Genomic DNA, 24958 nt, shown 5'->3' on the forward strand with positions numbered 1-24958 from the left:
GATAACCGTTTCCACCTGTAGATTCGGTCCCGACCGCGACGGGTGCGAATCGGAAGAGGTGGCGCGACCAGATGGGCATCAGCATGGCGGTGGCCGGGACGTGGGTGGAGCGCTGGGAGCGGCAGCAGCAGCGCTACGCCGTGGACCGTGAGGAGCGCTTCACGGTGATCACGGATGTCGTCGAGTACGTCACCGCCGGCCGCCCCCGTCCGCTCCTGCTCGACCTCGGATGCGGCCCGGGCTCCCTGGCCGCCAGGCTCGTCGACCGCCTGCCCGACGCGGAGATCGTCGCCGCCGACATGGACCCCCTGCTGCTGGAGCTGGGGCGGACCCACCACCCGGACGCGGCCCGCTACGTGGACACCGTGATCGGCGCCGACGGCTGGACCGACGACCTCGGGCTGGACCGCCCGCTGGACGCCGCCGTCTCGACCACGGCCCTGCACTACCTCCCCGAACCGGTCCTGCTGGACACCTACCGACGGCTCGCCACCCTGCTGCGCCCGGGCGGGGTGCTCGTCAACGGCGACCACTTCCCGCCCGGCGACGCCTCCTGCGCGGGCATCACGGCGCACGTGGGGCGGCGCCGTGCCGAGCGGACCGGCGGGCACGCCCACGAGGACTGGCACGCGTGGTGGGGCGCGGCCGCGCGGGACCCCGAGCTGACCGACCTGTACGCCGAGCGTGCGCGGCGCCACGAGGCCTCCGGCGGGAACGGGCCCGGCGAGGACCTCGCACTCGAGCGGCACGCCGAGTTGCTGGTCGCGGCCGGCTTCCGTCATGTCGCGCCGGTCTGGAGGTTCGGCGACAGCGCGGTGCTGGTGGCGGTCATGGGCGACTGATCCGCACCCTGAGCGCCGGGTCAGAGCGCGAGACTCATCAGGATTTCGTCACGGTCGTCACCGGGCGCCACGCGCAGCGCGCCCGGCCACCGGCCGACCTCGGTCCAGCCGACCCCGCGGTAGAAGTTCTCGAGACCCAGACCGGCCCGCACCGTGAGCCGCAGCCTCTCCAGGCCCATCTCCTCGCGGGCGATCGCGGGGAGCCGGCGCATCAGGGCTGCGCCGACGCCCGTGCCACGGAAACGGACGTGGGTCTGGAGGTGGTTCACCGTTCCGCAGTGCGCCTCCAGGGCGTGCGGCTCGCGGCGCAGCAGCACCCAGCCCGCGAGAGCGTCCCCGACCGAGGCCAGGAGCAGCCGGCTGCGCTGCGGAGCGAGCCCTTGGGCGATCGCTTCCACCGCCGGTTCCACCTGCGGCGGGGAGACCGGTGGCAGCGGGCAGCCCATGGGCACGACCGCGCCCCCGGCGTTGATGACCGCCGCCCAGCATTCCCCGAGGTCCCGCCGTACGGTCTCGGTGGCGTCCTGGGCGCGCAGCAACTGTGCGAACGCGGGCGCGGATGCCGTCTCGTGCACTGTCACGTCCGCCAGTCTGCCAGGGACTCCTTGCGTCAGGAGACGCTGGACCGTTGCTACACCACGATCTGGGCGCATTCCGGATCGCGGAAGTCGCGGCACCCGGCGGCGCGTCGCCACTGTTCCTTCGTGGCTCACGGGGGATAGCGCCTGGTTTCACGTGAAACGCAGGATATTCGGGCATTCGGGGGAGGTGTGAGACCCGTCCGGCCCACCCCCATGCTGCCGTTGCGCCCGCTTTGCGCCCTACCCTGCCTCAGGGCCTTCGTCGCACTCTCGCCTTCATGGCCGATACACACGAATCGCGTCTCGTCGCGTTACCCGGTCCCGACAGCAGCCGCCAGCCACCCGCCGACGCTCCGCGTCCCTGGGAGATCGCAGACCGGAGGCAAGCCGCACATGACGGAGCCACCGGGCCGGAACCTCCCGCCCGGCCCGTCTGCCCGCGCTGCGGCCTGGTCGGTGATCGCCGCCCCACCTACACCGGTCAGCACGTGCTGCTCGAACCTCTGCTCCCCATTCCCGCCCACCTGGTCCCCGCAGGGCACCGATGGCACATCGACTCGGGCGGGAACGCCTGGAACGGAGGTCTGGAGGAGTCACCGCCGGGCTCCACCTGCCGTGTCCCTCACCAACTCGCCTGCCCAGGCCTTACTTTGAACGGACTCGAACCGTGGCGCTGGCTGGACGCCGTGCGTCAGGAGAACGCGCGCCGCGCCACACGTCAGGCGCAGGGGAGCGACTGTTTGGGAGCGTTGCCCGACGCGGGGTGAACCGCCCTACGGCCTCGGCGGGTAGTGGGGCTGCGGGCGGAGTACGGGCTGTTGCGCGACCGGGTCGTGGTCGAAGCCGCCCGGGGGAACGCGACGGTCCGCGCTTTCGGCCGACGCACGGGAATCCGGCGGGCTCCCGGCGGTGTTCGGACCATTGCCACGTCCGCATGCCCGCTTCGCTCCGGGAGACCTCTGCGATGACATCACTGGAGATCGACGCCCTCGTCATCGACGTGCTCGGCACGCTCGTCGACGAACCCGCCGGCATCCGCGCCGGAATCCGTGCGCTGGTTTCGTCCGCGGACGGAGCCGGGGTCGAGGAACTGCTCACACTGTGGCAGCGGCACGTCGAACGGGAGCAGCGCCGCGTCCTCGACGGTGCCCGGCCCTACCTCACCAGCGACGTCCTCGACCTGGAGGCCGCCCGACTCGTCGCCGACGCCGTCGGAGTCCACGATCCGGCCGCTGTCGCGCAGCTGGCCCGGTCAGGTCGCAGGCTCCCGCCGTGGCCCGACACCGTGCCGGGACTCGACCGGCTGGCCCAGCGGTTCCCGCTGATCGGTCTCTCCAACGCCGGTCGGTCGGCACTGCTCCAGCTCAACGCCCACGCGGGACTGCGTTGGCACCAGGCGCTGTCCGCGGAGGACGCCCGCACCTGCAAACCGGATCCGGCGGTGTACCAGTTGGCCGTGACCGTGTCCGGTCGGCCGCCGGACCGGCTCCTCATGGTCGCCGCCCACGCCTGGGACCTGCGCGGTGCGCAGGCTCTCGGCCTGCGCACCGCCTATGTCGCCCGACCCGTCGGCGACCCGCCCACCTCCTCGGACCGGTTCGACCTGCACGCCGACGGCTTGGCGGACCTGGCCGACCGGCTCGATCGGGCCGGGGGGACGGGTTGGCAGGAACGGGTTCGCAGGAACGGCAGGGCAGTGGCCGCGACGCTGAAGTGGTGAGACGTAGCGACAACCGTCGGCCCGAGCGTGCGCCGGGACGGGACGGTCCGCGCGGTCGGCCGATCGGTGTGCCGGTCCGTGTGCGAGCCCGCGTCAGGTCGATTCGCGGACCACCAGCTCCGTCGGAAGCGTCAACTGCTGCCGGGGTGCGCCGTGCTGCGTGATGTCGGTCAGGATGCGGGCCATGGTCCGGCCCAGTTCCTCCACCGGCTGACGCACCGTCGTCAGCGGCGGGTCGGTGTGGCGGGCGAGGACGGAGTCCTCGAATCCGACGACGGCGACGTCCCCGGGCACCTGCCTTCCCTGCCGACGGAGTTCGGCCAGTGCGCCGACCGCCATGAGGTCGGAGGCGGCGAAGACCGCGTCCAGATCGGGCGCGCGTTCAAGAAGCAAACGCATGGCACGCCGACCGCCCTCCTCGGTGAAGTCGCCCGCCTCCAGCAGGAGTTCCTCAGCGGGTACCCCCGCCTCCTCGTGTGCGGTCCGCCAGCCCGCGAGCCGGCTGCGGCCGACGTCCATGTCCAGCGGTCCGCTGACCGTGGCGATCCTCCTGCGCCCGCCGCCGAGCAGGTGCCGGACCGCCGCGGTGGCACCGCCGGCGTTGTCGGAGTTGACGTAGCTCAGCCGCTCGCCCGCGTCCCGGCGGCCGGCCAGCACGGTGGGCAGGCCCATCTCCTGCAGCATGCCCGGCAGCCGGTCCTCGGAGCGCACGGAAACCAGGAGGACCCCGTCCACCCGGCGGGTCGCCACCGACTCGGTCAACTGGTCCCGCTCCGCCTGGTCCCGGACGAGCATCAGCTGCAACTGGGTCCGGCTCTCGGCGAGGGCACCGCTCACGCCCCGGATCAGCGCGGCGAAGAACGGTTCCGAACCGAGCCTGCTCTCCGATTCCGGGATCACCAGGGCCACGGCGTTGGTGCGGTTGGTCACCAGGCCGCGCGCGACCGAGTTGGGAACGTAGTTGAGTTCCTTGATCGCCGCAAGGACCCGGGCCCGGGCGTCGGCACTGACGAGATCCGAGCCGTTGACGACCCGGGAGACCGTGGTGCGGCCCACGCCGGCACGGGCGGCGACCGTTTTGATCGTGGGACGACGGTTTCCGGTCATGAACTTCCCCCTCGGCGGCCGCGGTGGCGCTGCCTACCGCGGAGGTGACCTGCGGCAATTCTTGCAGACGTTGCCGTCGGCGGTGCATCCCCCACGGCCCGGGAAAGGAACGCGGGACCTCGGGCTCACCGCCGACTTGCGTTCAAGTCATTGACAGATGGGCGCGCTCCCACGAGTCTTCCATGCACTGGTGGGAACGTGCCCACTGAGTTGGGCACGTTTCCACCCCATGCTTCAGAGCGTTTGCAGTCATCCCTCAAACCAGTCACTCCGGTGTGTGAGCGCCGTCGCTAGGAGGAGATCCATGGGCAGTCTCGGTTCGTTGCGCGCGAGGGCGGTGGCGGCGGTCGCGGCCGTCGGCGCGCTGTCACTCGTCGTCGGCTGCAGCAGCAGTGACGACTCGGTCACCGGCGGCGGCAAGAAGGACGGCAAGACCGTCATCACCATGGGTCTGTACGGGGTGATGGGCATCAAGGAGACGGGTCTTCTCGAGAAGTACGAGAAGGAGAACCCGGACGTCGACATCCAGGCCGAGATCGCCGGTGACGAGCAGACGTACTACACCGCGCTGCAGACCAGGCTCGCCGCCGGCAAGGGCCTGAAGGACATCCAGGGCATCGAGATCGGCCGGGCCAAGGAGATCACCGAGACGCAGGCGGACAAGTTCGCCGACTTCTCCGAGATGTCGGGCACCGACCACTTCCTGCCCTGGAAGGAGTCGCAGATCAGCACCCAGGACGGCAAAGTCCTGGGTCTCGGCACCGACATCGGCCCGATGGCCGTCTGCTACCGCAAGGACTACTTCGGGCAGGCGGGCCTGCCCACCGACCGCGAGAAGGTCGCCGAGCTGTGGGCGGGCGACTGGAAGAAGTACGTCGAGACCGGCCGTACCTTCAAGAAGGACTTCAAGGGTGACGACGTGGCCTACATGGACGCGGCCAGCGGCCTGTTCAACGCCATGGTCTACGGCTACCCCGAGCAGTACTACAACGAGCAGGGCGACCTGATCCACGAGTCGAACCCGGCCGTCAAGGAGGCTTGGAACCTCGCCGCCGACGCCGGCGAGGACGGACTCACCGCCAAGCTCCGCCAGTTCCAGCCGGGTTGGGACCCGGGGCTGGCCAACGGCACGTTCGCCACGGCGGTGTGCCCGGCGTGGATGCTCAGCCACATCAGCGAGAAGGCCGGTGAGGCGAACAAGGGCAAGTGGGACGTCGCCCGGGCCCCGAAGGGCGCCAACTGGGGCGGTTCCTTCCTCGGTGTGGTGGAGCAGAGCCCGGTCAAGGAGGAGGCCAAGAAGCTGGTCGCCTGGCTGACCGCGCCCGAGCAGCAGGCCCACATCTTCAAGGAGATCGGCAACATCCCCTCCTCGGAGCAGGCGCTGCAGTCCGCCGACGTCGAGAACGCCACCTCGGAGTACTTCAGCAACGCCCCGGTCGGCCAGATCTTCGGCGCCGCCGCCCAGGAGATACCGGACAAGCAGGTCCTCGGCCGCAAGGACGGCACGATCAAGGACACCTTCTCCCAGGGCCTGTCCCTCATCGAGCAGCAGGGCACGCCGCGCGAAGAGGCGTGGAAGACCACCACGGAACGCATCGAGAAGGCGGTCGGCTGACCCGTAGACCGCTCGCTGACCGAGGCCGTCCGGGCCCCCGTGGTTCGCCGGGGGCCCGGGGCCCGGCCCGAACATCCGCTTTTCGCTCTCAGGAAGGAAGTCCGGTGGCCACCTCCACCACCAAGGCCCTGGCCGGCGAGGAGCCGCCCGGCAGGACGGGCGCCGAGGGCACCCCCCGGCGGCGCGGCGCCCTGCTGCACCGGCTCGACATCAAGGGCGCCCCGTACGTCTTCGTCGCTCCGTTCTTCGTCGTCTTCGCCGCGTTCAGCTTCTACCCGCTCGTCTACACCTCGTGGATCTCCCTGCACGACGTGGAACTGGCCACCCTCGACGTCATGGAGTGGGTGGCGTTCGACAACTACGTCGAGCTCTGGGGCGACTCGCGGTTCTGGAACGCGCTGCGGAACACCATCACCATCGGAGTCATCTCCACGGTGCCTCAGCTGATGATGGCCCTGGGTCTGGCGCACCTGCTCAACTACCGGATGCGCGCCTCGCTGTTCTTCCGCGTCGCCTCGCTCGTCCCCTACGCCACCTCGGTCGCAGCAGCCGCCCTCGTGTTCACCATGATCTTCGAGCGCGACTTCGGCATGATCAACTGGGCGCTCGGAACCGTCGGGATCGACGCGGTGAACTGGGAGGCCGACAAGTGGCCCGCCCAGGTCGCGATCTCCACCATCGTCATCTGGCGATGGACCGGCTACAACGCACTGCTCTACCTGGCCGCCATGCAGGCCATCCCCGCAGACCGCTACGAGGCCGCCTCCCTCGACGGCGCCTCCCGGTGGCAGCAGTTCACCCACGTCACCGTCCCCGGGATCCGCTCCACCATCGTGTTCACCATCGTGCTCTCCACCATCGGCGCCACCCAGCTGTTCGGCGAGCCGCTGATCTTCGGCCAGGGCCCCAACGGCATCACCGGCGGCGCGGACAACCAGTACCAGACGCTGGGCCTGCTCCTGTACGAGGAGGGCTGGAAGAACTACCAGATGGGCCGCTCGGCGACCGTCGCCTGGGCGATGTTCATGCTGCTCGTCCTCGCCTTCGTCGCGCAGCGTCTGATCAAGCGCCTGCGCTCGCGCACGTCCTGACCTGGAGTCGCCGTGACCACTCAAAGCCTCCCGGCCCGGACAGACGCGCCGGCCCGCACCCCCACCGAGAAGTCGCCCGGCCGTGGCGGCCGCCGGCTGCTGCGACAGCGCGCCGGACGCCAGCACCACGCGGGCCCGCTCGCCTACGTGCTGCTCGTCATCATGGCGGTGCTGTCCATCTTCCCGCTCTACTGGACGATGGTGGCCGCCTCCACCGACAACACCAGGGTCAGCCAGACCCCGCCGCCGTTCCTGCCCGGACCGAACCTGTTCAGCAACCTCGCCCGGGCCTGGGACGAGGCCGCGATGGGCAAGGCCATGGTCAACAGTCTGATCGTGGCCGGCGTGATCGCCCTGTCCACGGTCATGTTCGCGACGCTGGCCGGGTTCGCCTTCGCCAAGCTGCGGTTCAAGGGCCGCAACGCCCTGCTGATGCTGGTGATCGGCACCATGATGGTGCCGCCGCAGCTCGGCGTCGTACCGCTGTTCATGATGATGTCCGAGCTGGGGTGGTCGCAGCAGCTGCCCGCCGTCATCTTCCCCACCCTCGTCAGCGCGGTCGGCGTCTTCTTCATGCGCCAGTACCTGTCGGAGGCACTGCCGGACGAACTCGTCGAGGCCGGTCGCGTGGACGGCGCGCACTCACTGCGCATCTTCTGGAGCATCGTGCTGCCCGTCGCGCGGCCGGCGATGGCGGTTCTGTTCATGATCACGTTCGTGCACGCCTGGAACGACTTCTTCTGGCCGTTCGTGGTCCTCGACATGACCAACCCGACGGTCCCCGTCGCCCTCACCCAGCTCAGCGCGGGCTATGTCCGCGACCAGTCGCTGATCATGGCGGGCGCGCTGCTCGGCACGCTGCCCCTGCTGGTGATGTTCGTCGTCTTCGGTCGGCAGATCGTCAGCGGCATCATGGCGGGCGCCGTCAAGGGCTGACCGGCCGTCCCTCCGTTCCCACCAACTCCCCGCCAGGCACGAGCCTGCGCCTCCCGCACCCGAAAGGACTTACGTGGTCACCGCAGCACAGCAGACCGCGTCCGCCCCGGACGCCGCCGCCAGGACCTTCCCCGAGGGCTTCCTCTGGGGCTCGGCGACCGCCTCCTACCAGATCGAGGGGGCCGCCACCGAGGACGGCCGCACCCCGTCCATCTGGGACACCTACGCCCGCACCCCCGGCCGGGTCCGCAACGGCGACACCGGGGACACCGCGACCGACCACTACCACCGCTGGCGCGAGGACGTCGCCCTCATGGCCGAACTCGGCCTCGGCGCCTACCGCTTCTCCCTCGCCTGGCCCCGCATCCAGCCCACCGGCCGCGGCCCCGCCGTGCAGAAGGGCCTGGACTTCTACCGCCGTCTCGTCGACGAACTGCTCGACAAGGGCATCCAGCCCGTCGCCACCCTCTACCACTGGGATCTGCCGCAGGAGCTGGAGGACGCCGGCGGCTGGCCCGAGCGTGCCACCGCCGAGCGGTTCGCCGAGTACGCGGCCCTCGCCGCGGACGCCCTCGGTGACCGGGTGAAGACCTGGACCACCCTCAACGAGCCCTGGTGCAGCGCCTTCCTCGGCTACGGCTCCGGCGTGCACGCCCCCGGACGCACCGACCCGGTCGCGGCCCTGCGCGCCGCCCACCACCTCAACCTCGCCCACGGACTGGCGGTCCAGACGCTGCGCGACCGCCTCAGCGCCGACGCCCAGGTCTCGGTCACGCTCAACATCCACCACGTCCGGCCGCTCACCGGCAGCGACGCCGACGCCGACGCCGTCCGCCGGATCGACGCGCTCGCCAACCGGGTCTTCACCGGCCCGATGCTCCAGGGCGCTTATCCCGAGGACCTGCTCAAGGACACCGCCCCGCTGACCGACTGGTCCTTCGTGCGCGACGGCGACCCGCGGCACATCCAGCAGCCGCTGGACTTCCTCGGCGTCAACTACTACACACCCACCGTCGTCTCCGATGCGGACGGCAGCGGCGCGCACGCCTCCGACGGGCACGGCAACAGCTCCCACAGCCCCTGGCCCGGCGCCGACAGGGTCGCCTTCCACCAGCCGCCCGGCGACACCACCGCCATGGGCTGGGCCGTCGACCCCACCGGCCTGTACGACCTGCTGCGCCGGCTGGCGGCGGACTTCCCGGGGATGCCGCTGGTCATCACCGAGAACGGCGCGGCCTTCGACGACTACGCCGACCCCGAGGGCCAGGTCAACGATCCCGCCCGGATCGCCTACGTGCGCGACCACCTGGCCGCCGTCCACCGGGCCATCGTGGACGGCGCGGACGTGCGCGGCTACTTCCTGTGGTCGCTGCTGGACAACTTCGAGTGGGCCCACGGCTACGGCAAGCGCTTCGGTGCCGTCTACGTGGACTACCCGACCGGCACCCGCATCCCCAAGGCGAGCGCCCGCTGGTACTCGGAGGTCGCCCGCACCGGCGTCCTGCCCAGCGCCTGACCGGACCGGTGCGGCAGACGGCAACCGCCCCGCGCGCTGCCGCACCGGGACCCGCCCCCGGCCCGCGCCGAGACGCGGGCCGGGGGCGGGCCCCCTCTGTGACGGGTCAGTCGAGCGGGTCGAGCGTGAGCCGCGCCTCTACCGGGTTGCCGTCGTGCACCAGCGACTCGTGGTGGCCGACGTCGTCGAAGGCGAAGGCGTACGCCTTCCCGTCGGCCATGTGGTCGTGGATGATCCGGGCGTAGTGGTTGGTGACGGAGTCCTGGTAGAAGTTCGCCGCCGAGGGGTCGGGCTGGTCGGGGTTGCTCAGCAGCGTCGAGCGGTTGAACCCGGCGCACAGAGTGCGGGAGATCGGCCCGCGCACCTGGTCGTTGGGGGCGTCCAGGAGCTTGTGGCAGCCGAAGACGCTGGAGGCATCGGGCTTCTGGAAGCTTGTGACGACCGCGCCCGAGCCGTCGGTGAAGTTCATGACGCCTTCCGAGACGCGCCCGAAGTACTTGGTGCCGGGCCGGTCCGCGAACGGGGTGACGGTGAGCGTGCTCGTCGCGTACTTTCGCCAGACGCGATTGATGTAGTCGTCCATGACCGACGCGGGCAGAGTACCGGTCTCGACACCGTACAGCGGCGCCAGCGCCCGCAGCACCGTGCCGTCGGACCGGGTCTGGATCAGCCCGCCCCAGCCCGGCTGCGCCCGCAGCGCGGCGAACACGCCGTTGTAGCCGCCCGCCTCGAGCCGCCCGGCGCTGCTCACACCGCCGCCGGCGCGCTGCACGCCGACGGTGTAGGGCGCGGAGAGCATGTCGACCTGGGTGCTGTTCAGCCACAGCCCGGCGTCGTTGAGCGTGTACTCGGACCAGTTGAACAGGATGTCGCGGTTGGGGTCGTTCGGATTCTGGACCGCCGGTTGCACCAGGCCGCCCGTGGTGAGCCGGAAGTCAAGCTTCTGGCCGTACGAGAAGTAGATGCGCCCGGACAGCTTCGGGATGCGGATCGTCTTGGTCTGTCCGGCGGCCGGTCCGGGGATGGACGCGTCCGGTGCGGGGGTGGGGGGATTGCCGCCGGCGGGCCAGGCGTGGAAGGTGCCGCTCGCGTCGGCCCAGCCCTGCTGACCAGTCGTCAGCGAGGTGCCCAGGTTGTAGATGTGGACCGGCTCGCCGCGGTTGGAGCTGTTGGTGATCTTCAGGGGGATGGTGGCGGGAACCGCGGCGTCCGCGGGCGGCGAGGCGCCGAACGTGAGCAGGGCACCGGCCAGGCCCGCTGCCGAGACCACGGCGAGCAGACGGTGTTTGAGGCTGGAGAGCACTCTCGACCTCCGTGCGGGTGTGGGGGGAGATTGGTCCGTACCGAACTGTGAGAGCGCTCTCAGAGTCTCGTCAAGGCGCGTTCATGTCAATGCGTGAGGAGGGAGAACGGTTGCCGGGCTGCCCGGCGGTGCGAGGAGGGGAGTGCCGTGGCCGAGGATTCCGGGGCGGTCGGCGGGTGTCAGGCGTGCGATCCGACGTCGGGGAGGGCGTCGTTGCCGGGCGGCGCCGTACTGCGCACCGGGGCATGGACGGTGGAACACTGCGTCGGGCCGCTCGGTCCGGGCACCCTCGTGGTCAAGCCCGTTCGGCACGTGGTGCATGTCGCGGACCTGACGACGGAGGAGTCCAGCGAGCTGGGACCTCTGCTCCAGAAGGTCAGCGCCGCCGTCACGGAGGTGATGAGCCCGGAGCAGTGTACGTGTGCCTGTGGTCGCACGCCGGCGGAACGCCGGGCCACATCCACTTCGTCGTGCAGCCCGTCGGGAGAGCGGACATGGCCCGGTTTGACGCCTTCGGCCCCGCGCTGCAGGTGGCCATGGGGGAGGCAGGGTGCTTCCCGGACGTGGGGGAGGTGGGGCGCGTGTGCGACCGGATGAGGGAGGTGCTCGGCTGATCGCTCCGCCGGACTCGGTGTGCCGGACGGGCCGTCAGCCGGTCCGCGTGTCCGCGTCGCCGAGCAGTCTGTAGTGCCGTACCGCGGCGGACCCTCGTGGCGTCACCTCGGGCCACAGGCAGTCGAGGACGGAGGCGGACGGCGGGAAGAGCGCGGAGGGCAACGCCGGGCGGGCGAACCACTCCCAGCGCACGATCTTGTCCGGCTCGGTGACCCGGGGCGTGCCCGTCGCCTCTTCGGTGACGGCCGCCGCCGTCACGCGGGTCAGCCCGCCCAGGCCGTCGACGAGGACCGCCAGTACCCGTACGTCGGCAGCGGCCGCCACGAGCCCGGTCTCCTCCGACAGTTCCCGGGCGGCGGCCGTCTCGAAATCCTCACCGGCGTCGACCTTGCCACCCGGGAGTTCCCAGCGGCCGTCATGGCCGAGGCCGAGCAGGACCCGGCCCGCGGGATCGAGGACGGCGAGGCCGACACCGGTGAGGCTGTGGGAGGCGGGGCGGGCACGTTCGGGGCGCTCGGCGCCGGGGCTGCGAGAGTTCACCCGGCCATTCCACACCGTCGCGGCCGTCCGGAGCCAACGCGGCAGACGTGCGTGCCGGACCCCGCGTCTGCGGCATGGTCCGAACGACAGCCCTCAGAGCAGGTCGCGTGGCACCGTCTCGTTCCAGGTGCGTGAGAACACCCGTCGGCCGCCTTCGTAGCCGTCCAGTGTGGCGTCGACGAAGAACCGGCCCTCGTCGCAGGTGAGACGGGTGTGGGTGACCACGCGCACGTCCCAGTCGGCGCGGCGGAAGTCCATGGTCCACGTGGACTCGCCGCTCACGGACGTGAAGTCCTCGGCGACCGAGGCGTAGCGTTCGTGCGCGCGACGGCCGACGTCCAGGCCGATCTCCTCGAAGCGGACCGTGCCCCGGTCCTTCACCGTTTCCAGCTCGGAGTGGTAACCGACCAGATCCCGCTTCACGTCCCACCGTTCCTCCGGCGGCGTGATGGTCGTGGTGGCGATGGGCGGGGTGCCCTCCGGCTCGCCGAACGGCACCGTCGGCGTGGCGTCGGCCTTCTCCGGGGGACGGACCGGGAGGGTCAGCGAGCTGGAGTGCTGGTGGATGCCGAGCATCGCCGGCTCGGGCGGCGGCCAGGCCAGCGGCCAGTACGAGGTGGACAGGGAGAGCCGGATGCGGTGGCCGGGCGGGAAGCTCTGCGCCACCCCGTTGAGGTGGACCGTGGCCCGGTAGCGATGGCCGGGCACGAGTGGCTCGGGCCGTTCGGCGCTCTCCAGCCGGGTGAGGTTGAGCAGGCCGTAGGTGACCCGGGTGGCGGCCCCGTCCGGGCGAACGTCCGACAGGCGCGCGGCCACCATGGCGACCGGCTGGTCGACCGTCAGATCGAGGTCGACGGTCGGTGAACCGAGGATCTCCACGCGCTCGGTCAGCGGTTCGGTCTCGAAGACGAGTGAGCCCCCGTCCTCCTCACGCTGGTCGTAGGGCAGGTCCGGCGGTGCGTTGTAGGAGGCCCACTTGCCCGCGAACTGTCCGACGGACAACGGGGACCGCACGGTCAGGACGTCCGCCTCATCGGCTTCCGTGCCACCCGTGTCCCCCTCGCCCGGCGCGACCGCCTCGATCTCGCGGGAGGATCCGATCCGCCGCTCGGTGAGCGGGTGCGTGACCTGGCGGACGTGCGGGGACGGCCACTCGGGTTCCGCCACCCAGCGCCCCGGCCGCTCCTCGTAGGAGGTGGACGGCGGGACGCTGTCCTGCATCCACGTCCGCAGCATCGGGCCGTCCATCACGCCGTTGTCGATGCCCTTGAGCCAGTGGTCCCACCAGCGCACGACCTCCTGGAGGTAGCCGATGGCGGGACCCGGTTCGCCGAGGTGGGGGAACTTGTGCGACCAGGGGCCGATGAGCCCCTTGCGGGGCACGTCCAGGTGGGCGAGCAGCCTGGTCACGGCGTTGGAGTAGCCGTCCGCCCAGCCGCTGGAGGCGAGTACCGGGCAGCGTACGTCCGCGTAGTTCTCGGCGACCGAGGCGTGCCGCCAGTAGTCGTCGAGGCGCTGGTGGCGCAGCCACTCCACGACCCATGGGCGTGCGTGTTCGAGCCGTTCGTGCCACATGTCGCGCCAGCTGTCGCCGACCACCGCCGGATCCGGGGGGCAGGTGGCGTAGGCGAACATCGTGCCCGCCTCGGCCAGGTTGTCCGACAGCATGGCGCCGCCCATGTAGTGCATGTCGTCGGCGTGCCGGTCGTCGGTGAAGGAGGCGATGACGACGGCCTTCAGACTCGGCGGCCGCCGCGCCGCGACCTGGAGGGCCGCGAACGCCCCCCACGACAGACCCATCATCCCCGTCGAGCCGTCGCACCAGGGCTGGTCGGCGAGCCAGGCCAGCACCTCCTCGGCGTCCCGCTGCTCGATCTCCAGGTACTCGTCGCGCAGCACCCCCTCCGACTCGCCGGTGCCCCGCAGGTCGACGCGGACACAGGCGTAACCGTGCCCGGCGATGTAGGGGTGGTGGACGGAGTCGCGTTCGGCGGTGAGGTCCCGCTTGCGGTACGGGATGTACTCCAGGACCGCGGGGACGGGCTCGTGGTCCGACGACGTGGGCCGCCAGACGCGCGCCGACAGACGGACGCCGTCCGACATGGGGATGACGACGTGTTCCTCTTCCTTCGTCGTGTACGGCAGGTGCGTCACGTGTCGCATGGTCGGCGCTCCTCAACCCCGCGCTTCTTCCGGCGGCTCGTCGAAGGTGAGGCCCAGGGCAGCGACGCACTGGTCGTACTTCCTGCGCAGGTCCTCCTCGTCGTCGCCACCGGTGTAGATGTGCGCGAGTTCGTAGCTGTAACTGTCCTGCTGGGAAAGGTCGGAGAGGCGCCGGCCCGGCTCGGGCAGGACCTCGATCCGCACGCCCGGTATCTCGCGTTCGATGCGGGCGACGTCCTCGGCGGAGGGCACGTGCCGCACCACACCGTCCGTGAACCACCGGTAGTACCACTTAGCCGCCATCGCGTACGGGCCCTTCCGGTGCGGCATGCGCGGGTCCTCCCCGAGGGCGAGGGCGAGCATGGCGTGGTGGTTGGGGACGCCGTCCACGTACCGGAACAGCTCGGCGTGGGACTGCGAGTGGCGCGGGTTGATCTCCAGCAGGCTGATGTCCTGGCTGCCCGGGTCGTAGAAGTACTCCACGCTGAACGTGGCGTTGTCGAAGCCGATCCGGCGCATCACCCGCTCGGTGACGTCGTGCAGTCGCGCGACGACCTGCGGGGGCAGCATGGAGGGGTACTGGTGGCGCAGGAAGCACGGTGAGTCCGGGTAGTCGATGGAGTCGAGCGTGCCGTAGACGGTCACCTCGCCGTCGTGCACGTAACCCTCCACCGCGACCTGCACACCCGACAACGACTCCTCGGCGAGACACACCCGGCCGCCGACGCCGTCCATCTCCGGCGGAAGGTCGACGCGGTCGAGGATGTGCTCGAAGGGGCGGCCGATACGGGAGATGCCCTCGCGTATCTCCGCGACGGCCTTGCGGAACTCCTCCTCGTCCCCGACCCCGAAGGCGAGCTCGGACGAGTAGGACAACGCGGGCTTGAGCCACATCGGAAACCGCACGCCGTCCGGGGGCCGGGGCGGGTCCGCCTTCAGGTCCACGCGCCCGAAGCGCGGGTGCCGGTCCGTCACCTCCCGCTGCTCCAGCCGGCTCCAGTACTTGTGCTCGCACTTGACGATCGACTCGAGGCTCGTGGTCCGGGTGCCGTACCGCTCGCCCAGGATCGGGACGAGGGTGCTGACCGGGAAGTCCCAGTAACCGACGATCGCGTCGATGCTTCCGTCGAAAGCGTCCAGCACCTCCTCCGCCTTCTTGATCACCGCCGGCAGGCGCACCTCCCCGCCCTGCAGTTCCTCGACCGTCAACAGGCCGTGGAAGCGCAGCGACTCGGCCCCAGGCACGGCCTCGAGCGCCGGAAGGTTGGCCTCGTCGAGACCGACCACGAAGACGTTCTTGACATTGTCGTCAGACACAGTTCTCCTTTCTCCTGCCAAGATCGACGGGGTACCCCGGTGCGGCGCGGGCAACCCCCTGGGCACGGCTGCGAGAGTGGCGACGACGGGGTCCACCGGCAGGTCCCACGACTGGGCGGGCAAGCCGTCACGGCCAGATGGCGCGGAAGAGGTCGACGGAGGCGTGCACGTCGGTGAGGTCCTCGACGGCGCGGAGGTTGTCGCACAGGGCGTCCAGGACCGAATCCTCACCGGTGACGCGTGGGGCGCCTACCGCGATGCCGAAGACGCGGAAACCGAGGCGGTGCTTGGCGCCGTTCCAGCTGCGCATCCACTCCTCGGTGACACCGCAGTCGTCGCCGGTCAGCATCACGATGTCGCCGCGAGCGCGGGCTAAGTCGTTGAACTCCTCTTCCAGGAGTTCGGCGGCCGCCGTGAGCGGCCTCTGGTAGCTGGTGCCGCCGCCCCAGGAAGGACTCCGCGAAGTCGAGCACCCCGGTGACGCCGGCGGGCCGGTCCGCCGGGAAGCGGAAGCCCCGGAGCTTGTCGGCCGCCGCGAACAGGATGCCCACGAAGTCGCGCCCCGCGTGGCGGGCCTGGTCCAGCAGCGCCAGGGCGCAGGATTTGGCCCACGCGTCCCGGGTGATGCCGCCGGGCCCCGCCTCGTACATGGAGTGCGAGTGTCCACGCAGGCGATGACGGCACCCCGGCCGGTGGCCTGCTCGCCCTGGCTGTCGTAGAGCATCAGCTCACCGGCGGCATAACGCGCGGCGAACACCGCACGCAGTTCGGGCACCCCGAGGGCCGCCAGCTCGGAGGGGATGACGAGGGAGAGGTCGTCGCCGAGCGTGACGCCGATCAGTTCCCCGGTGGCGTTCTCCACCCTGCGGGCGCGCTCACCGTCGGCCATCTGCCGGAAGCGGCCGATCAGCTCGGCCCTCTGCGCGAGCCGTCCGGTGCGCAACCGCTCGGCGAGCCGGGCACGTTGCTCGAAGGGCATCCGTTCCAGCTCTCCGGTCCGACACCTCACGCCCGCATCAGGGCCGTCTCGTTCCGCGCGCCCCGGGCGGCCTGCGCCACCCCGAGCGCCTGGGCGGCGCTGCGGGCGTCCTCGTGCGCCACGTCCTCGGCGTGCTCGGCGGCTTCTGCCGCCCGGCGTACGGCATCCGAGGTCGGTGCCGGTCCGGTGTCGTCCTCGTGGGTTTCGTGGGCGGCCTGCCGGAGAGCGTCGGCCACGGTGGCGGCGGCGTCCTCCGCGCCCCGCAGACTCCGTCGCGCCGGCTCGGCCTGCTCCTGGGCGCCGGTGGAGTCCTCCATGGCGGCGGCGTACGGGTCGCCGGCCGTCTCCCGGTGCAGCCCCGCGAACTCGGGTGAGTCCGTCAGGGAGGTGATGATCTGGTGGTTGACCAGCCGGGAGGGGTCCATCTCCGCCCGTGGCCGCAAGCGGGGGCGTGCCTTGTAGGCGGCCCAGAAGGCGTCAGCCAGGAGGTCGGTGGCGTGGCCGTGCAGTTCGTCCAGTTCCCACAGCACGTGCGTCAGCACCGACAGGTCGGTGTCGGCGACGGCGGTACGGCCGTCGAGGTACGCGGAGGCCTGGAGCAGGCGCACGGCCTGCCGCCAGCGGCGGTCCGAGGCGACGAGTTCCGAAGTGAGACTCCTTCACCTCGGGCCGGCCCGGGCGCGCGGTCGAGTGTGGGGGGTGACCGCACGTCAGGGACGGCCTCTCGTGAGTGGGGGGCGAGAGACGCGAAGGTGACGCGCACACGCCGTCCGTACACCGCGGAGCCGGTCCTGACAGGGCTCAACTCCGCAAGCGGAGCGGCGAGTTCCTTGGAGTGGACCATACAAGCGATCGGCATGAGCGTGTCAAGGGTGCGCCGAGCACCGCGCGCTGAAGCCTGAGGTGGCCAAGGTGACGCCCCACCCCCGGGTCGGCCGGGAATGGCCGCGGTCGAGCGGGTGCGGAGGTTCGACTTGATAGGCAAGCAAACACTTGCCTGTTCTGAAGGCGTGGCCGACGACGTTTTCAAAGCGCTGGCCGATCCCACGCGCCGCACCATCCTCGACGAGCTCACGGAGAAGTCCGGGCAGACCCTGTTCGAGATCTGCTCACGGCTGAGCGTGAAGCATCGTCTCGGCATCTCTCGTCAGGCGGTCTCCCAGCACCTCGCGGTGCTGGAAGGCGCCGGGCTCGTCGAGACCAGGCGGGAGGGTCGCTACAAGTTCCACGACCTGAACACGGCCCCGCTCCGGCGGATCAGCGAGCGGTGGCTCGCGGCCGGCGCGTCCGAACCGGAAGAAGGCACCCTGTGAAGATCCACATGACCAGCGTCTTCGTCGACGACCAGGCCGCGGCCCTGCGCTTCTACACCGAAATCCTCGGCTTCGTGAAGAAGCACGATGTCCCCGTGGGGGAGGCGGACCGGTGGCTGACCGTCGTCTCGCCCGAGGAGCCGGGCGGTACGGAACTCCTTCTGGAGCCCGTCGGCCACCCCGCCGCCCGGACCTACCGCGACGCACTCGTCGCGGACGGCATCCCCCTCGCCCGGTTCGCCGTCGGCGACGTCAAGGCGGAGTACGAGCGTCTGCGCGGTCACGGCGTCCGCTTCACCCAGGAGCCCTTGGAGATGGGCCCGGTCGTCACGGCAGTCTTCGACGACACCTGCGGCAACCTGATCCAGATCGCGACTGAGGCGTAGCGGACGGTCTCCGCCGGTGGTGGTGCGAGGGGGTGTTGACAATCCAGGCTAATGAGATTAGCTTTCGGCTAATCCAGTTAGCCAACTGTTTCCGGAGGCGTCCATGACCGAGTACCTTCCTGTCGGCGGCGGGAAAATCGCGTACGAGGTGGCGGGCTCCGGCCCCCTGATCGTTCTCGCCCACGGGATGGGCGACAGCCGTGCCGCGTACCGTGCCGTCGTCCCGGGCCTGGTGGCGGCGGGATACCGGGTGGCCTCGGTCGACCTGCGCGGCTGTGGCGAGTCCAGCGTCGACTGGCCGGCCTGGAGCCGCACCGACATCGCCGGTGACCTGCTGGCCGTGATCCGTCATCTGGGCGGCCCGGCCGTGCTCGTCGGCCACTCGGTCTCCGGCGGCGCCGCCACCGTCGCCGCGGCGCAGGAGCCCTCGCTCGTCACCGCGGTCGTCGAACTGGCCCCGTTCACCCGCAAGCAGTCGGTCGGCCTCGGTGACTTGAAGGTCAAGCGCTTCCGGCAGGGCATGCTGCGGCTGCTCGGCGTGGGCGTCCTCGGCAGCCTGCCGCTCTGGCGCTCGTACCTCGATGTGGCCTACCCGGGTGTGAAGCCGGACGGCTGGACCGAGCGGCTCGCCCGCATCGAGTCCGTGCTGCGCGAGCCGGGCCGGATGAAGGCCATGCAGAGCATGGGGCGCAGCGCCCCGACAGACGCCGGCGCCCAGCTCGGTAAGGTCCGCTGCCCGGTCCTGGTCGTCATGGGCACGCTCGACCCCGACTGGGCCGACCCGCACGCCGAGGGCTCGGCGATCGTCGACGCCCTGCCGTCCGGCCTCGGTCGTCTCGAAATGATCGAGGGTGCCGGGCACTACCCGCACGACCAGTACCCCGACCGGGTGGTCTCCCTCGTGCTCGCCTTCCTCCGTGCGGACGCCGCCCGTGCCTAGGGCCGGCCTGGATCCGGCGGCCGTGGTCGCGGCCGGTGCCGCTCTCGCCGACGAGGTGGGTCTGGCCAACCTGACGATGGGTTCGCTGGCGGAGCGGGTCGGCGTCCGTGCCCCGTCGCTGTACAAGCACGTGGGCGGCCAGGAAGACCTCAATCGGCGCATCGCCGTCCTCGCGCTGAACGAGGTCGCCGACGCCGTCGGCGGAGCCGTCCAGGGATGCGCGGGTCGAGACGCCCTGGCGGCCGCGGCCCGAGCGTTCCGCGCCTTCGTGCTGGAGCACCCCGGCCGGTACGCCGCCACGATCGGACAGGAGCCGTCCGACCCCGAGGACCCGTTGGCCGTCGCCGGCCGACGACTCCTCGACGCGTTCATGGCGGTCCTGTGGGGCTACGAGATCGACCCGGCCGACGTGGATCACGCGCTGCGCATGCTCCGCAGTCTGTGCCACGGCTTCGCCACGCTGCAGGTGGCCAACGGCTTCCAATGGAGCGCGGACATCGACGAAAGCTTCGAGTGGCTGATCGCCTTCGCCGACCGGGGTTTGCGAGCCCTGTGAGTGGCTTTCCTGCGCTGCGTTGCAACGGCGTAAGGCAAGATTTGTTGCGTTAAGCAGTAATCATTGCAACAGTTCAGCGGTTGCTGCCTGCTGCTTTGGCCGATCCCCGCAATAAATGAGTTGCCCACACCATGAAATGCAACGTAGCGTTTCCCTCGTTGGAAACGTTGGCGAGGGGGTGGGTCGTGGGCGCAGTGCTGCGTCGGAAGCAAGTCGCGCCCGGTGCCCTCGTCCGCTTCGTGCTCTGTGGCGGCGGGGTTGGGATCGCCTCGAGCGTCGCCGTGGTGGGTCTGGCCTCGTGGATTCCCTGGGTCCTGGCCAACGCCCTGATCACGGTGGTCTCCACGCTGCTCGCCACCGAGCTGCACGCTCGCTTCACCTTCGGCGCGGGCGGGCGGGCGACATGTCTCCAGCACGTGCAGTCGGCCGGATCCGCGGCGGCCGCGTACGCGGTGACCTGCATGGCGATGCTCGCACTGCATCAGCTCGTGGCGGCCCCCGGCGCGGTGCTCGAGCAGGTTGTCTACCTGTCCGCCTCCGCGCTCGCCGGTGTCGCACGGTTCGCCGTGCTTCGCCTGCTCGTCTTCACGCGAGGCCGTTCGCAGGTCGCCGGCGCCGGTCGAGCCACCCGTCCTGTCCCGTGCGCCTCGGCGCCGGCCGTTCCCGTGGGGCTCTGCCGAGCTGCCTGACGGTCGCTTCATGGTGGTCGCCGCTTCCTGCCTCCGTCACGTACGTCGACCGGCCCGACGGCCCGTACCCGAGCAGCGGGCCGGGCGGAAAGCCCGTGGGCCGGCCCCCTGCATTGCTCGTCGGGTGCCCGTCATGCGGTGTTTCGGTGTGTCCGTTCCGTGGGCCGAAAGCGGCCGGCGCGTCCGCATCGGTCACCCGCGCTCGAAGGAAGTGGTCGGCCCACTGCCCGATATCGGGGCAGAGCGAGTCCCGGGTCACCTGGGCGACCGCGGCGTCGATGTCGAAGTGCGTGGTGCGCAGTTCGGCGCCGGGGTCCAAAAGCGCCCAGTGGGCTCCCGTTAGGCCGTAGGGCATGCTGACGCTGGCTTGGTTGATGACGAGCCTGCCGTGGGTGAGTCGTACGAACGGCATGTGGGTGTGGGCGAGCATCACTGTGCGCACGTCGCCGGGGAGTTCGCCGGAAAACCTCTAGCCAGCGGTCGAGACCGGGTCGACCAGCACGACTTCCCCGTCGCCTGCGGGGCGTGGGCAGAAGTAGACCTTCCTCAATCCGTGCAGCGGCAGGCGCAGCGATCGCGGCAGACCGACGAGGTGCTCGAGGTGCTCCGCGCGGAGTTGCCCGGCGGCCCAGGGGGCCCTTTCAGGTGGCGGGGAAGCGGTGCCGGTCCACGATCCCCTCGATGATCCGCATCAGTCGGTCGCCCGCCCGGTCGATGCTGCCGTTCTGCGTGCTGACCTGTGCGCCTTCGAGTACGAAGGTGATCTCGGCCGCGGCCTGCTCGGGATCGGGCAGGCCGGCGTCAGCGCACAAGCCGACCATTCTGCGGGTCTGTTCCGCCTTGTGTCCCTCGATGATCTGCCGTGCGGGATGGGAGCGGTCGGGCAGTTCGGCGATGGAGTTGATGAACGGACAGCCCCGGTGCGAGATCCCGGGCAGCCCGTCGGCGATGAAGCGGGCCACGCCCAGGATCTGTTCCCTGGGGCGGCCGGGATGCTCGGCCTCCACCCGGTCGAAGGCCGCCTGGTAGTCGGCGGCGACGATGCGCAGCCACTCCGCGACGAGCGCGTCCTTGGTCTCGAAGTGCCGGTAGATCGCCATCTTGGTGGTTTCCGCCTTCTCGGCGATCGCCTGGACGCCCACCCGCCGGATCCCCTCGCTCTGGAACAGCTCTTCCGCCGCGTCGAGGATGCGCTCGCGGGGCGGCAGCTTCGCCACCCTGCCCGGCCTTGCGGCGGTCGATGCCATGTGACTGCTCCGTCGAGTCGCGGGGTGGCCGTGGGGCCCCTGATCACCTGCTACGGTACCAGTCCGTTCCGTTCGATACCGATAGGTATCATTCGGTACCCAGTGGTATCCCTCTTTTGCTTTGGAGTGACAGTGAGAATCGCCGAGTACGTGAACTTCGACGGAGTAGGGCTCGCGGAGCTGGTGGCGAAAGGTGAGGTGACCCCCGCCGAGGTGGAAGCAGCCGCACGCGAGGCCGTGCGGGCGGTCAATCCGCGGATCAACGCCGTGGTCGAAACCTGGCCGGCGGACGACGTGCCGGAACCGGGCAGTACGCCGCTGGCCGGTGTCCCTTTCCTGATCAAGGACATCGGAGTCGCCATGGCCGGGAGGCGAATGGAGCTGGGCAGCCGTCTCGCGGCCGGCAACGTGGCCCGCTCCGACTCCTTCCTCATGCGGCGTTTTCGCCGCACCGGCCTCGTGACGTTCGGGCGCACGGCGACACCGGAGATGGCCTACAGCAACACGACGGAACCGGTGCTGTACGGCGCGACCCGCAACCCGTGGGACCCGAAGCGGAGCGCGGGTGGATCCAGCGGGGGCGCGGGCGCGGCCGTCGCCGCCGGGGTGGTCCCGATGGCGCACGCCACCGACGCCGCCGGTTCCATCCGCATCCCCGCCGCCTGCAACGGCCTCTTCGGGCTGAAGCCGACCCGCGGCCGCGTCTCCATGGGGCCGCACTTCGACGAGGTTTTCAACGGCCTGGCCGTGCACGGCAGCGTCAGCCGCACGGTGCGCGACAGCGCGGTCCTCCTCGACCAGGTCCGCGGGCCGGAAGCGGGCGATCCCTACTTCGCCCAGGAGCCCTCCAGGCCGTACGCGGAGGAGGTCACCCGGGACCCGGGGACGCTGCGGATCGGCGTCCTCACCCAGGCATGGGGTGGACACCGCACCACCGCGCCGGTAGCCGACGCGGTCTCCCGCACCGCGCGTCTGCTGGAGTCCCTCGGCCATCGGGTGGAGGAGGTCACGGTCGACCTGGGGGTCGACTGGGAGGACTTCCTCCTGGCCAACGCCCGCCAGTGGACGGCGAATCTCACGGCGTCCGTCGACGAGCTGGCCGCCGCCTCGGGCCGGCCCGTCGACTCCTCCACCCTGGAGCCGCCCATACTCGCCGGCTACCGCTACGGACAGCGGGTCGGCGGCGCCGAGTTCGTCACCGCTCTCGCGGTCCGCAACCGGGTCGCCCGATCCCTGGCACGCTTCTTCGCCGGCCACGACATGCTGCTCACCCCGACGCTGCCGGAGCTCCCCGTCCCCCTCGGCACCCATGCCGAGGGCGTGGAGACGCTGGACGGCCTGGGCTGGTTGCGGCGCCTCTTCGACATCTCGCCGTTCACCGCGGTATTCAACGTGGCGGGTACGCCCGCGATGTCCGTACCGGTGGCCGCCGACGCCGAATCGGGGCTTCCGATCGGCATGCAGTTCGCCGCCGGTCACGGACTCGAGGACCGCCTCTTCCGTCTCGCCGGCCAACTCGAACAGGCAAGCCCCTGGTCGGACCGGACGCCCGCGGTGTGGGCCGGGAACCACGCGGACCGCTGAGGAGTACGCGTCGTCGCCGCCTCGACGCCGCAGTGCCGGCAACGTGAACGTGTCCCTGGCCTCCGTGTCGCGCGGGGTGCCCACCACGAGGCGGAGGCCCGTGCCCTGGGCGCTGAGCACGGGATTCGCCGGCGATGTCGACCTCAACCGGATGCGCCCCGGTCTTGTGTGCGCCCTGGTGGCCACCCACTGACCGAAGCGCCCAGAGCTCACGGAACCGGTGACTGCGGTTCAGCCTGACCTCGGCTCCCGGCCGAGCACGACCTTCGCTGCGGGACCGAACGATCTGCGTACGTCCCCGCGATAGCCACCGCCGAGCTCCCCGCCCACCGACGTGTCGTGATCGGGATGGCTACAGTCCGTGCACCTTGGCGCTCGTCGAGACCTCGTAGACCAGTTGGAGTGTGCGCCGGCCTCCGGGAGGGAGGAGGACGTTCCAACGGACGATGCCGTCCGCGTCTACGTCGTCGGGCGGGGGAGAGCAGGCCTCCCGGCGCAGGTTCACCTCCACCGCCGAGGTCTCGGAGACCGGCACGCGTTCCCGGACGACGACCAGGTGCTCATGGCACTCGGCCGGCTCCGAGAAACGTGAGAGGTGCAGCCGGACGGTACGGGTGAGAACGGTCCGCTGGGCGAGACCGGCGGTGTCACGGGTCTCCTCGGTCCGCCGTACGACCCGGTGGTCGTCGCGGCTGCCGAAGGCGAGGACGGCCGGGGCGCCGGGGGCGGTGAAGTCCAGGGTGCCGCGGCCGAGGAAGCCGCTGCCGCTGACGAGATCCACGGGCCCGGCGAGCAGCGCGTGTCCGGAGCGGTTGCCGAACCGGACCAGGCGACCGACGAGCGGGGACAGCTCGGGCGAGCAGGCGTACTCCGTGCTCGTCGGAGTCTCGAAGGAGGAGAGCGGCACCCGGTGTGCCCGCCCGTCGGACGGTACCGAGACCGGGGTGTCGCAGTGCAGGACCCGGGCCTCGCCGCCGTCGTCCACCCCCGGCAGGCCCTGCACGGGCGCGGGGCCGAGATCCGTGATCTCCTCCTCGCGCAACTCGACCTGGACGGTGCGGCGCTCCGCCGCTGAGCGGTCCCGGAGCGTCAGCCTGTCCTCCGCGAGGCGAGGAGGCTCGGTGGCGAGCGCGCTGCGGGCCGTCGACAGGGTCAGCCGCACGTTCGACCAGTCCTCGCCGGTGCGCTGCCAGACCATCGCGTCCGTGTCCAGGGTGAGGGAGTCCCCGTCGAGTACGGCGCGGTAGGCGGGCCGCCACAGGGCGCACGGGACGAGGTGGGCCACGCGCAGCCCGGCCGGACCGCCCTCGGCCGCCCGGACGGTCAGTTCCATGTGGCCGACCAGTTCGGCGGGTTCGGTCTCCGCGCTCGCCAGGGCGTGACGAGCGTCGGAGAGTTCGGCGGCGAGCGCGGTCAGCCGGGCGTCGACCGCGCGCAGTCGCTCGCCGCAGGTGTCGCGTTCCCCGTCGACCCGGTCCAGTTCGCGGGTCCACCGGGCCCGGTCGGACTCGCCGAGGCCCGCGCCTTCGCTGATCTCCCGCAGCAGGTCGCCGGCGAGACGGCCGTAGAGGTCGAGGCGGGTGTGCAGACGCTCGCGCTGCCGGCCCAGCGCCTCCTGTTCCTCCTCGAGTCCTCTCACGCGGTGGCGCAGGGCGGAGTCGTCGTCGGCGGGTCCGGGCGCTCTCGGTGTCCACTCGCGTACGACCCGGGCGTCGAGCACGGTCACGGGGTGTTCGGCGGACAGCTCGGCGTGCAGGCTGTGGTCGACGGCGAGGGCGCTGACCGGTCCGAGACGCAGGACCCGGGTGCCGGCCGCCAGGTCGACCACGGCGGTTCGTTCGACGTGTGCCCGGTCCTCCAGGCAGGTGACGGCGGTGACGGGGAGGGCGATCGGATCGGGGCTCGTGGGCACGAGGGG

Annotated in this window: 21 protein-coding genes and 1 pseudogene; 13 read left to right on the forward strand and 9 right to left on the reverse strand. The window is 70.9% G+C overall.

Annotated features, from left to right (window positions below):
- The first annotated feature begins 71 nt into the window (after window positions 1-71).
- On the forward strand, window positions 72-842 hold the full coding sequence (locus tag IE142_RS13830) for a class I SAM-dependent methyltransferase (RefSeq protein ID WP_191886029.1): 771 nt from the start codon (window positions 72-74) through the stop codon (window positions 840-842).
- A 20-nt stretch (window positions 843-862) separates the two neighbouring features.
- Here the strand turns inward: IE142_RS13830 and IE142_RS13835 are convergent, their stop codons facing one another.
- A complete protein-coding gene (locus IE142_RS13835) occupies window positions 863-1423 on the reverse strand; it encodes a GNAT family N-acetyltransferase (protein ID WP_191886030.1) in 561 nt (186 codons plus the stop codon).
- A gap of 278 nt (window positions 1424-1701) precedes the next feature.
- Between IE142_RS13835 and IE142_RS36575 the strand changes: the two genes are divergently transcribed.
- Together IE142_RS36575 and IE142_RS13840 are read left to right on the forward strand one after the other, a co-directional pair.
- Window positions 1702-2190, forward strand: a complete 489-nt coding sequence (locus IE142_RS36575) for a DUF6083 domain-containing protein (RefSeq protein ID WP_229830449.1) — start codon at window positions 1702-1704, stop codon at window positions 2188-2190.
- A gap of 197 nt (window positions 2191-2387) precedes the next feature.
- Window positions 2388-3143 carry a haloacid dehalogenase type II gene (locus tag IE142_RS13840; protein WP_191886031.1) on the forward strand — a complete coding sequence of 252 codons (756 nt, stop codon included), beginning with the start codon at window positions 2388-2390 and terminating at the stop codon, window positions 3141-3143.
- Window positions 3144-3236: 93 nt separating this feature from the next.
- On the opposite strand, the gene IE142_RS13845 is transcribed toward IE142_RS13840, so the two are convergent.
- Window positions 3237-4250, reverse strand: coding sequence for a LacI family DNA-binding transcriptional regulator (locus IE142_RS13845; RefSeq protein ID WP_191886032.1), 1014 nt, complete (start codon window positions 4248-4250; stop codon window positions 3237-3239).
- 304 nt (window positions 4251-4554) lie between these two features.
- On the opposite strand from IE142_RS13845, the gene IE142_RS13850 reads away from it, so the two are divergent.
- The 4 genes from IE142_RS13850 to IE142_RS13865 all read left to right on the forward strand — a co-directional run bounded on the left by IE142_RS13850 (window position 4555) and on the right by IE142_RS13865 (window position 9408).
- The gene (locus tag IE142_RS13850; RefSeq protein WP_191886033.1) at window positions 4555-5865 is read left to right on the forward strand and encodes an ABC transporter substrate-binding protein; all 1311 of its coding nucleotides are present in this window, start codon (window positions 4555-4557) and stop codon (window positions 5863-5865) included.
- Between the two features lie 104 nt (window positions 5866-5969).
- Complete coding sequence (locus IE142_RS13855; protein ID WP_191886034.1) at window positions 5970-6956, forward strand: carbohydrate ABC transporter permease; 987 nt, start codon at window positions 5970-5972, stop codon at window positions 6954-6956.
- A 12-nt stretch (window positions 6957-6968) separates the two neighbouring features.
- The gene (locus IE142_RS13860) at window positions 6969-7892 is read left to right on the forward strand and encodes a carbohydrate ABC transporter permease (RefSeq protein WP_191886035.1); all 924 of its coding nucleotides are present in this window, start codon (window positions 6969-6971) and stop codon (window positions 7890-7892) included.
- A 73-nt stretch (window positions 7893-7965) separates the two neighbouring features.
- Complete coding sequence (locus tag IE142_RS13865; RefSeq protein ID WP_191886036.1) at window positions 7966-9408, forward strand: GH1 family beta-glucosidase; 1443 nt, start codon at window positions 7966-7968, stop codon at window positions 9406-9408.
- Between the two features lie 106 nt (window positions 9409-9514).
- Here the strand turns inward: IE142_RS13865 and IE142_RS13870 are convergent, their stop codons facing one another.
- From IE142_RS13870 to IE142_RS13895, 5 genes and pseudogenes are all read right to left on the reverse strand, one after another.
- Window positions 9515-10711, reverse strand: a complete 1197-nt coding sequence (locus tag IE142_RS13870) for a glycoside hydrolase family 64 protein (RefSeq protein WP_191886037.1) — start codon at window positions 10709-10711, stop codon at window positions 9515-9517.
- Between the two features lie 648 nt (window positions 10712-11359).
- The gene (locus IE142_RS13880) at window positions 11360-11866 is read right to left on the reverse strand and encodes a nucleotide triphosphate diphosphatase NUDT15 (RefSeq protein WP_191886038.1); all 507 of its coding nucleotides are present in this window, start codon (window positions 11864-11866) and stop codon (window positions 11360-11362) included.
- Window positions 11867-11959: 93 nt separating this feature from the next.
- A complete protein-coding gene (locus IE142_RS13885; protein ID WP_191886039.1) occupies window positions 11960-14029 on the reverse strand; it encodes a CocE/NonD family hydrolase in 2070 nt (689 codons plus the stop codon).
- Window positions 14030-14041: 12 nt separating this feature from the next.
- Window positions 14042-15346, reverse strand: a complete 1305-nt coding sequence (locus IE142_RS13890; RefSeq protein ID WP_191886040.1) for an ATP-grasp domain-containing protein — start codon at window positions 15344-15346, stop codon at window positions 14042-14044.
- A 127-nt stretch (window positions 15347-15473) separates the two neighbouring features.
- Window positions 15474-16750: pseudogene (locus IE142_RS13895) on the reverse strand (vWA domain-containing protein).
- A gap of 585 nt (window positions 16751-17335) precedes the next feature.
- On the opposite strand from IE142_RS13895, the gene IE142_RS13905 reads away from it, so the two are divergent.
- The 5 genes from IE142_RS13905 (at window position 17336) to IE142_RS13925 (ending at window position 20209) form a co-directional block, all read left to right on the forward strand.
- Window positions 17336-17638, forward strand: a complete 303-nt coding sequence (locus tag IE142_RS13905) for an ArsR/SmtB family transcription factor (RefSeq protein WP_191886041.1) — start codon at window positions 17336-17338, stop codon at window positions 17636-17638.
- Window positions 17635-18024, forward strand: a complete 390-nt coding sequence (locus tag IE142_RS13910; RefSeq protein ID WP_191886042.1) for a VOC family protein — start codon at window positions 17635-17637, stop codon at window positions 18022-18024. The genes IE142_RS13905 and IE142_RS13910 overlap by 4 nt, the downstream gene beginning before the upstream one ends.
- Before the next feature lie 103 nt (window positions 18025-18127).
- The gene (locus IE142_RS13915; RefSeq protein ID WP_191886043.1) at window positions 18128-18964 is read left to right on the forward strand and encodes an alpha/beta fold hydrolase; all 837 of its coding nucleotides are present in this window, start codon (window positions 18128-18130) and stop codon (window positions 18962-18964) included.
- 22 nt (window positions 18965-18986) lie between these two features.
- Complete coding sequence (locus IE142_RS13920; protein ID WP_191886185.1) at window positions 18987-19520, forward strand: TetR/AcrR family transcriptional regulator; 534 nt, start codon at window positions 18987-18989, stop codon at window positions 19518-19520.
- 185 nt (window positions 19521-19705) lie between these two features.
- Complete coding sequence (locus IE142_RS13925; RefSeq protein WP_191886044.1) at window positions 19706-20209, forward strand: GtrA domain-containing protein; 504 nt, start codon at window positions 19706-19708, stop codon at window positions 20207-20209.
- Between the two features lie 641 nt (window positions 20210-20850).
- On the opposite strand, the gene IE142_RS13930 is transcribed toward IE142_RS13925, so the two are convergent.
- Window positions 20851-21456 carry a TetR/AcrR family transcriptional regulator gene (locus IE142_RS13930; protein ID WP_191886045.1) on the reverse strand — a complete coding sequence of 202 codons (606 nt, stop codon included), beginning with the start codon at window positions 21454-21456 and terminating at the stop codon, window positions 20851-20853.
- Between the two features lie 132 nt (window positions 21457-21588).
- Between IE142_RS13930 and IE142_RS13935 the strand changes: the two genes are divergently transcribed.
- A complete protein-coding gene (locus IE142_RS13935; protein WP_191886046.1) occupies window positions 21589-23040 on the forward strand; it encodes an amidase in 1452 nt (483 codons plus the stop codon).
- Window positions 23041-23392: 352 nt separating this feature from the next.
- Here the strand turns inward: IE142_RS13935 and IE142_RS13940 are convergent, their stop codons facing one another.
- On the reverse strand, window positions 23393-24952 hold the full coding sequence (locus tag IE142_RS13940) for a mucoidy inhibitor MuiA family protein (RefSeq protein ID WP_191886047.1): 1560 nt from the start codon (window positions 24950-24952) through the stop codon (window positions 23393-23395).
- Between the last annotated feature and the right edge of the window lie 6 nt (window positions 24953-24958).

This window comes from Streptomyces mutabilis (genome assembly GCF_014649815.1).
Classification (GTDB): domain Bacteria; phylum Actinomycetota; class Actinomycetes; order Streptomycetales; family Streptomycetaceae; genus Streptomyces; species Streptomyces mutabilis.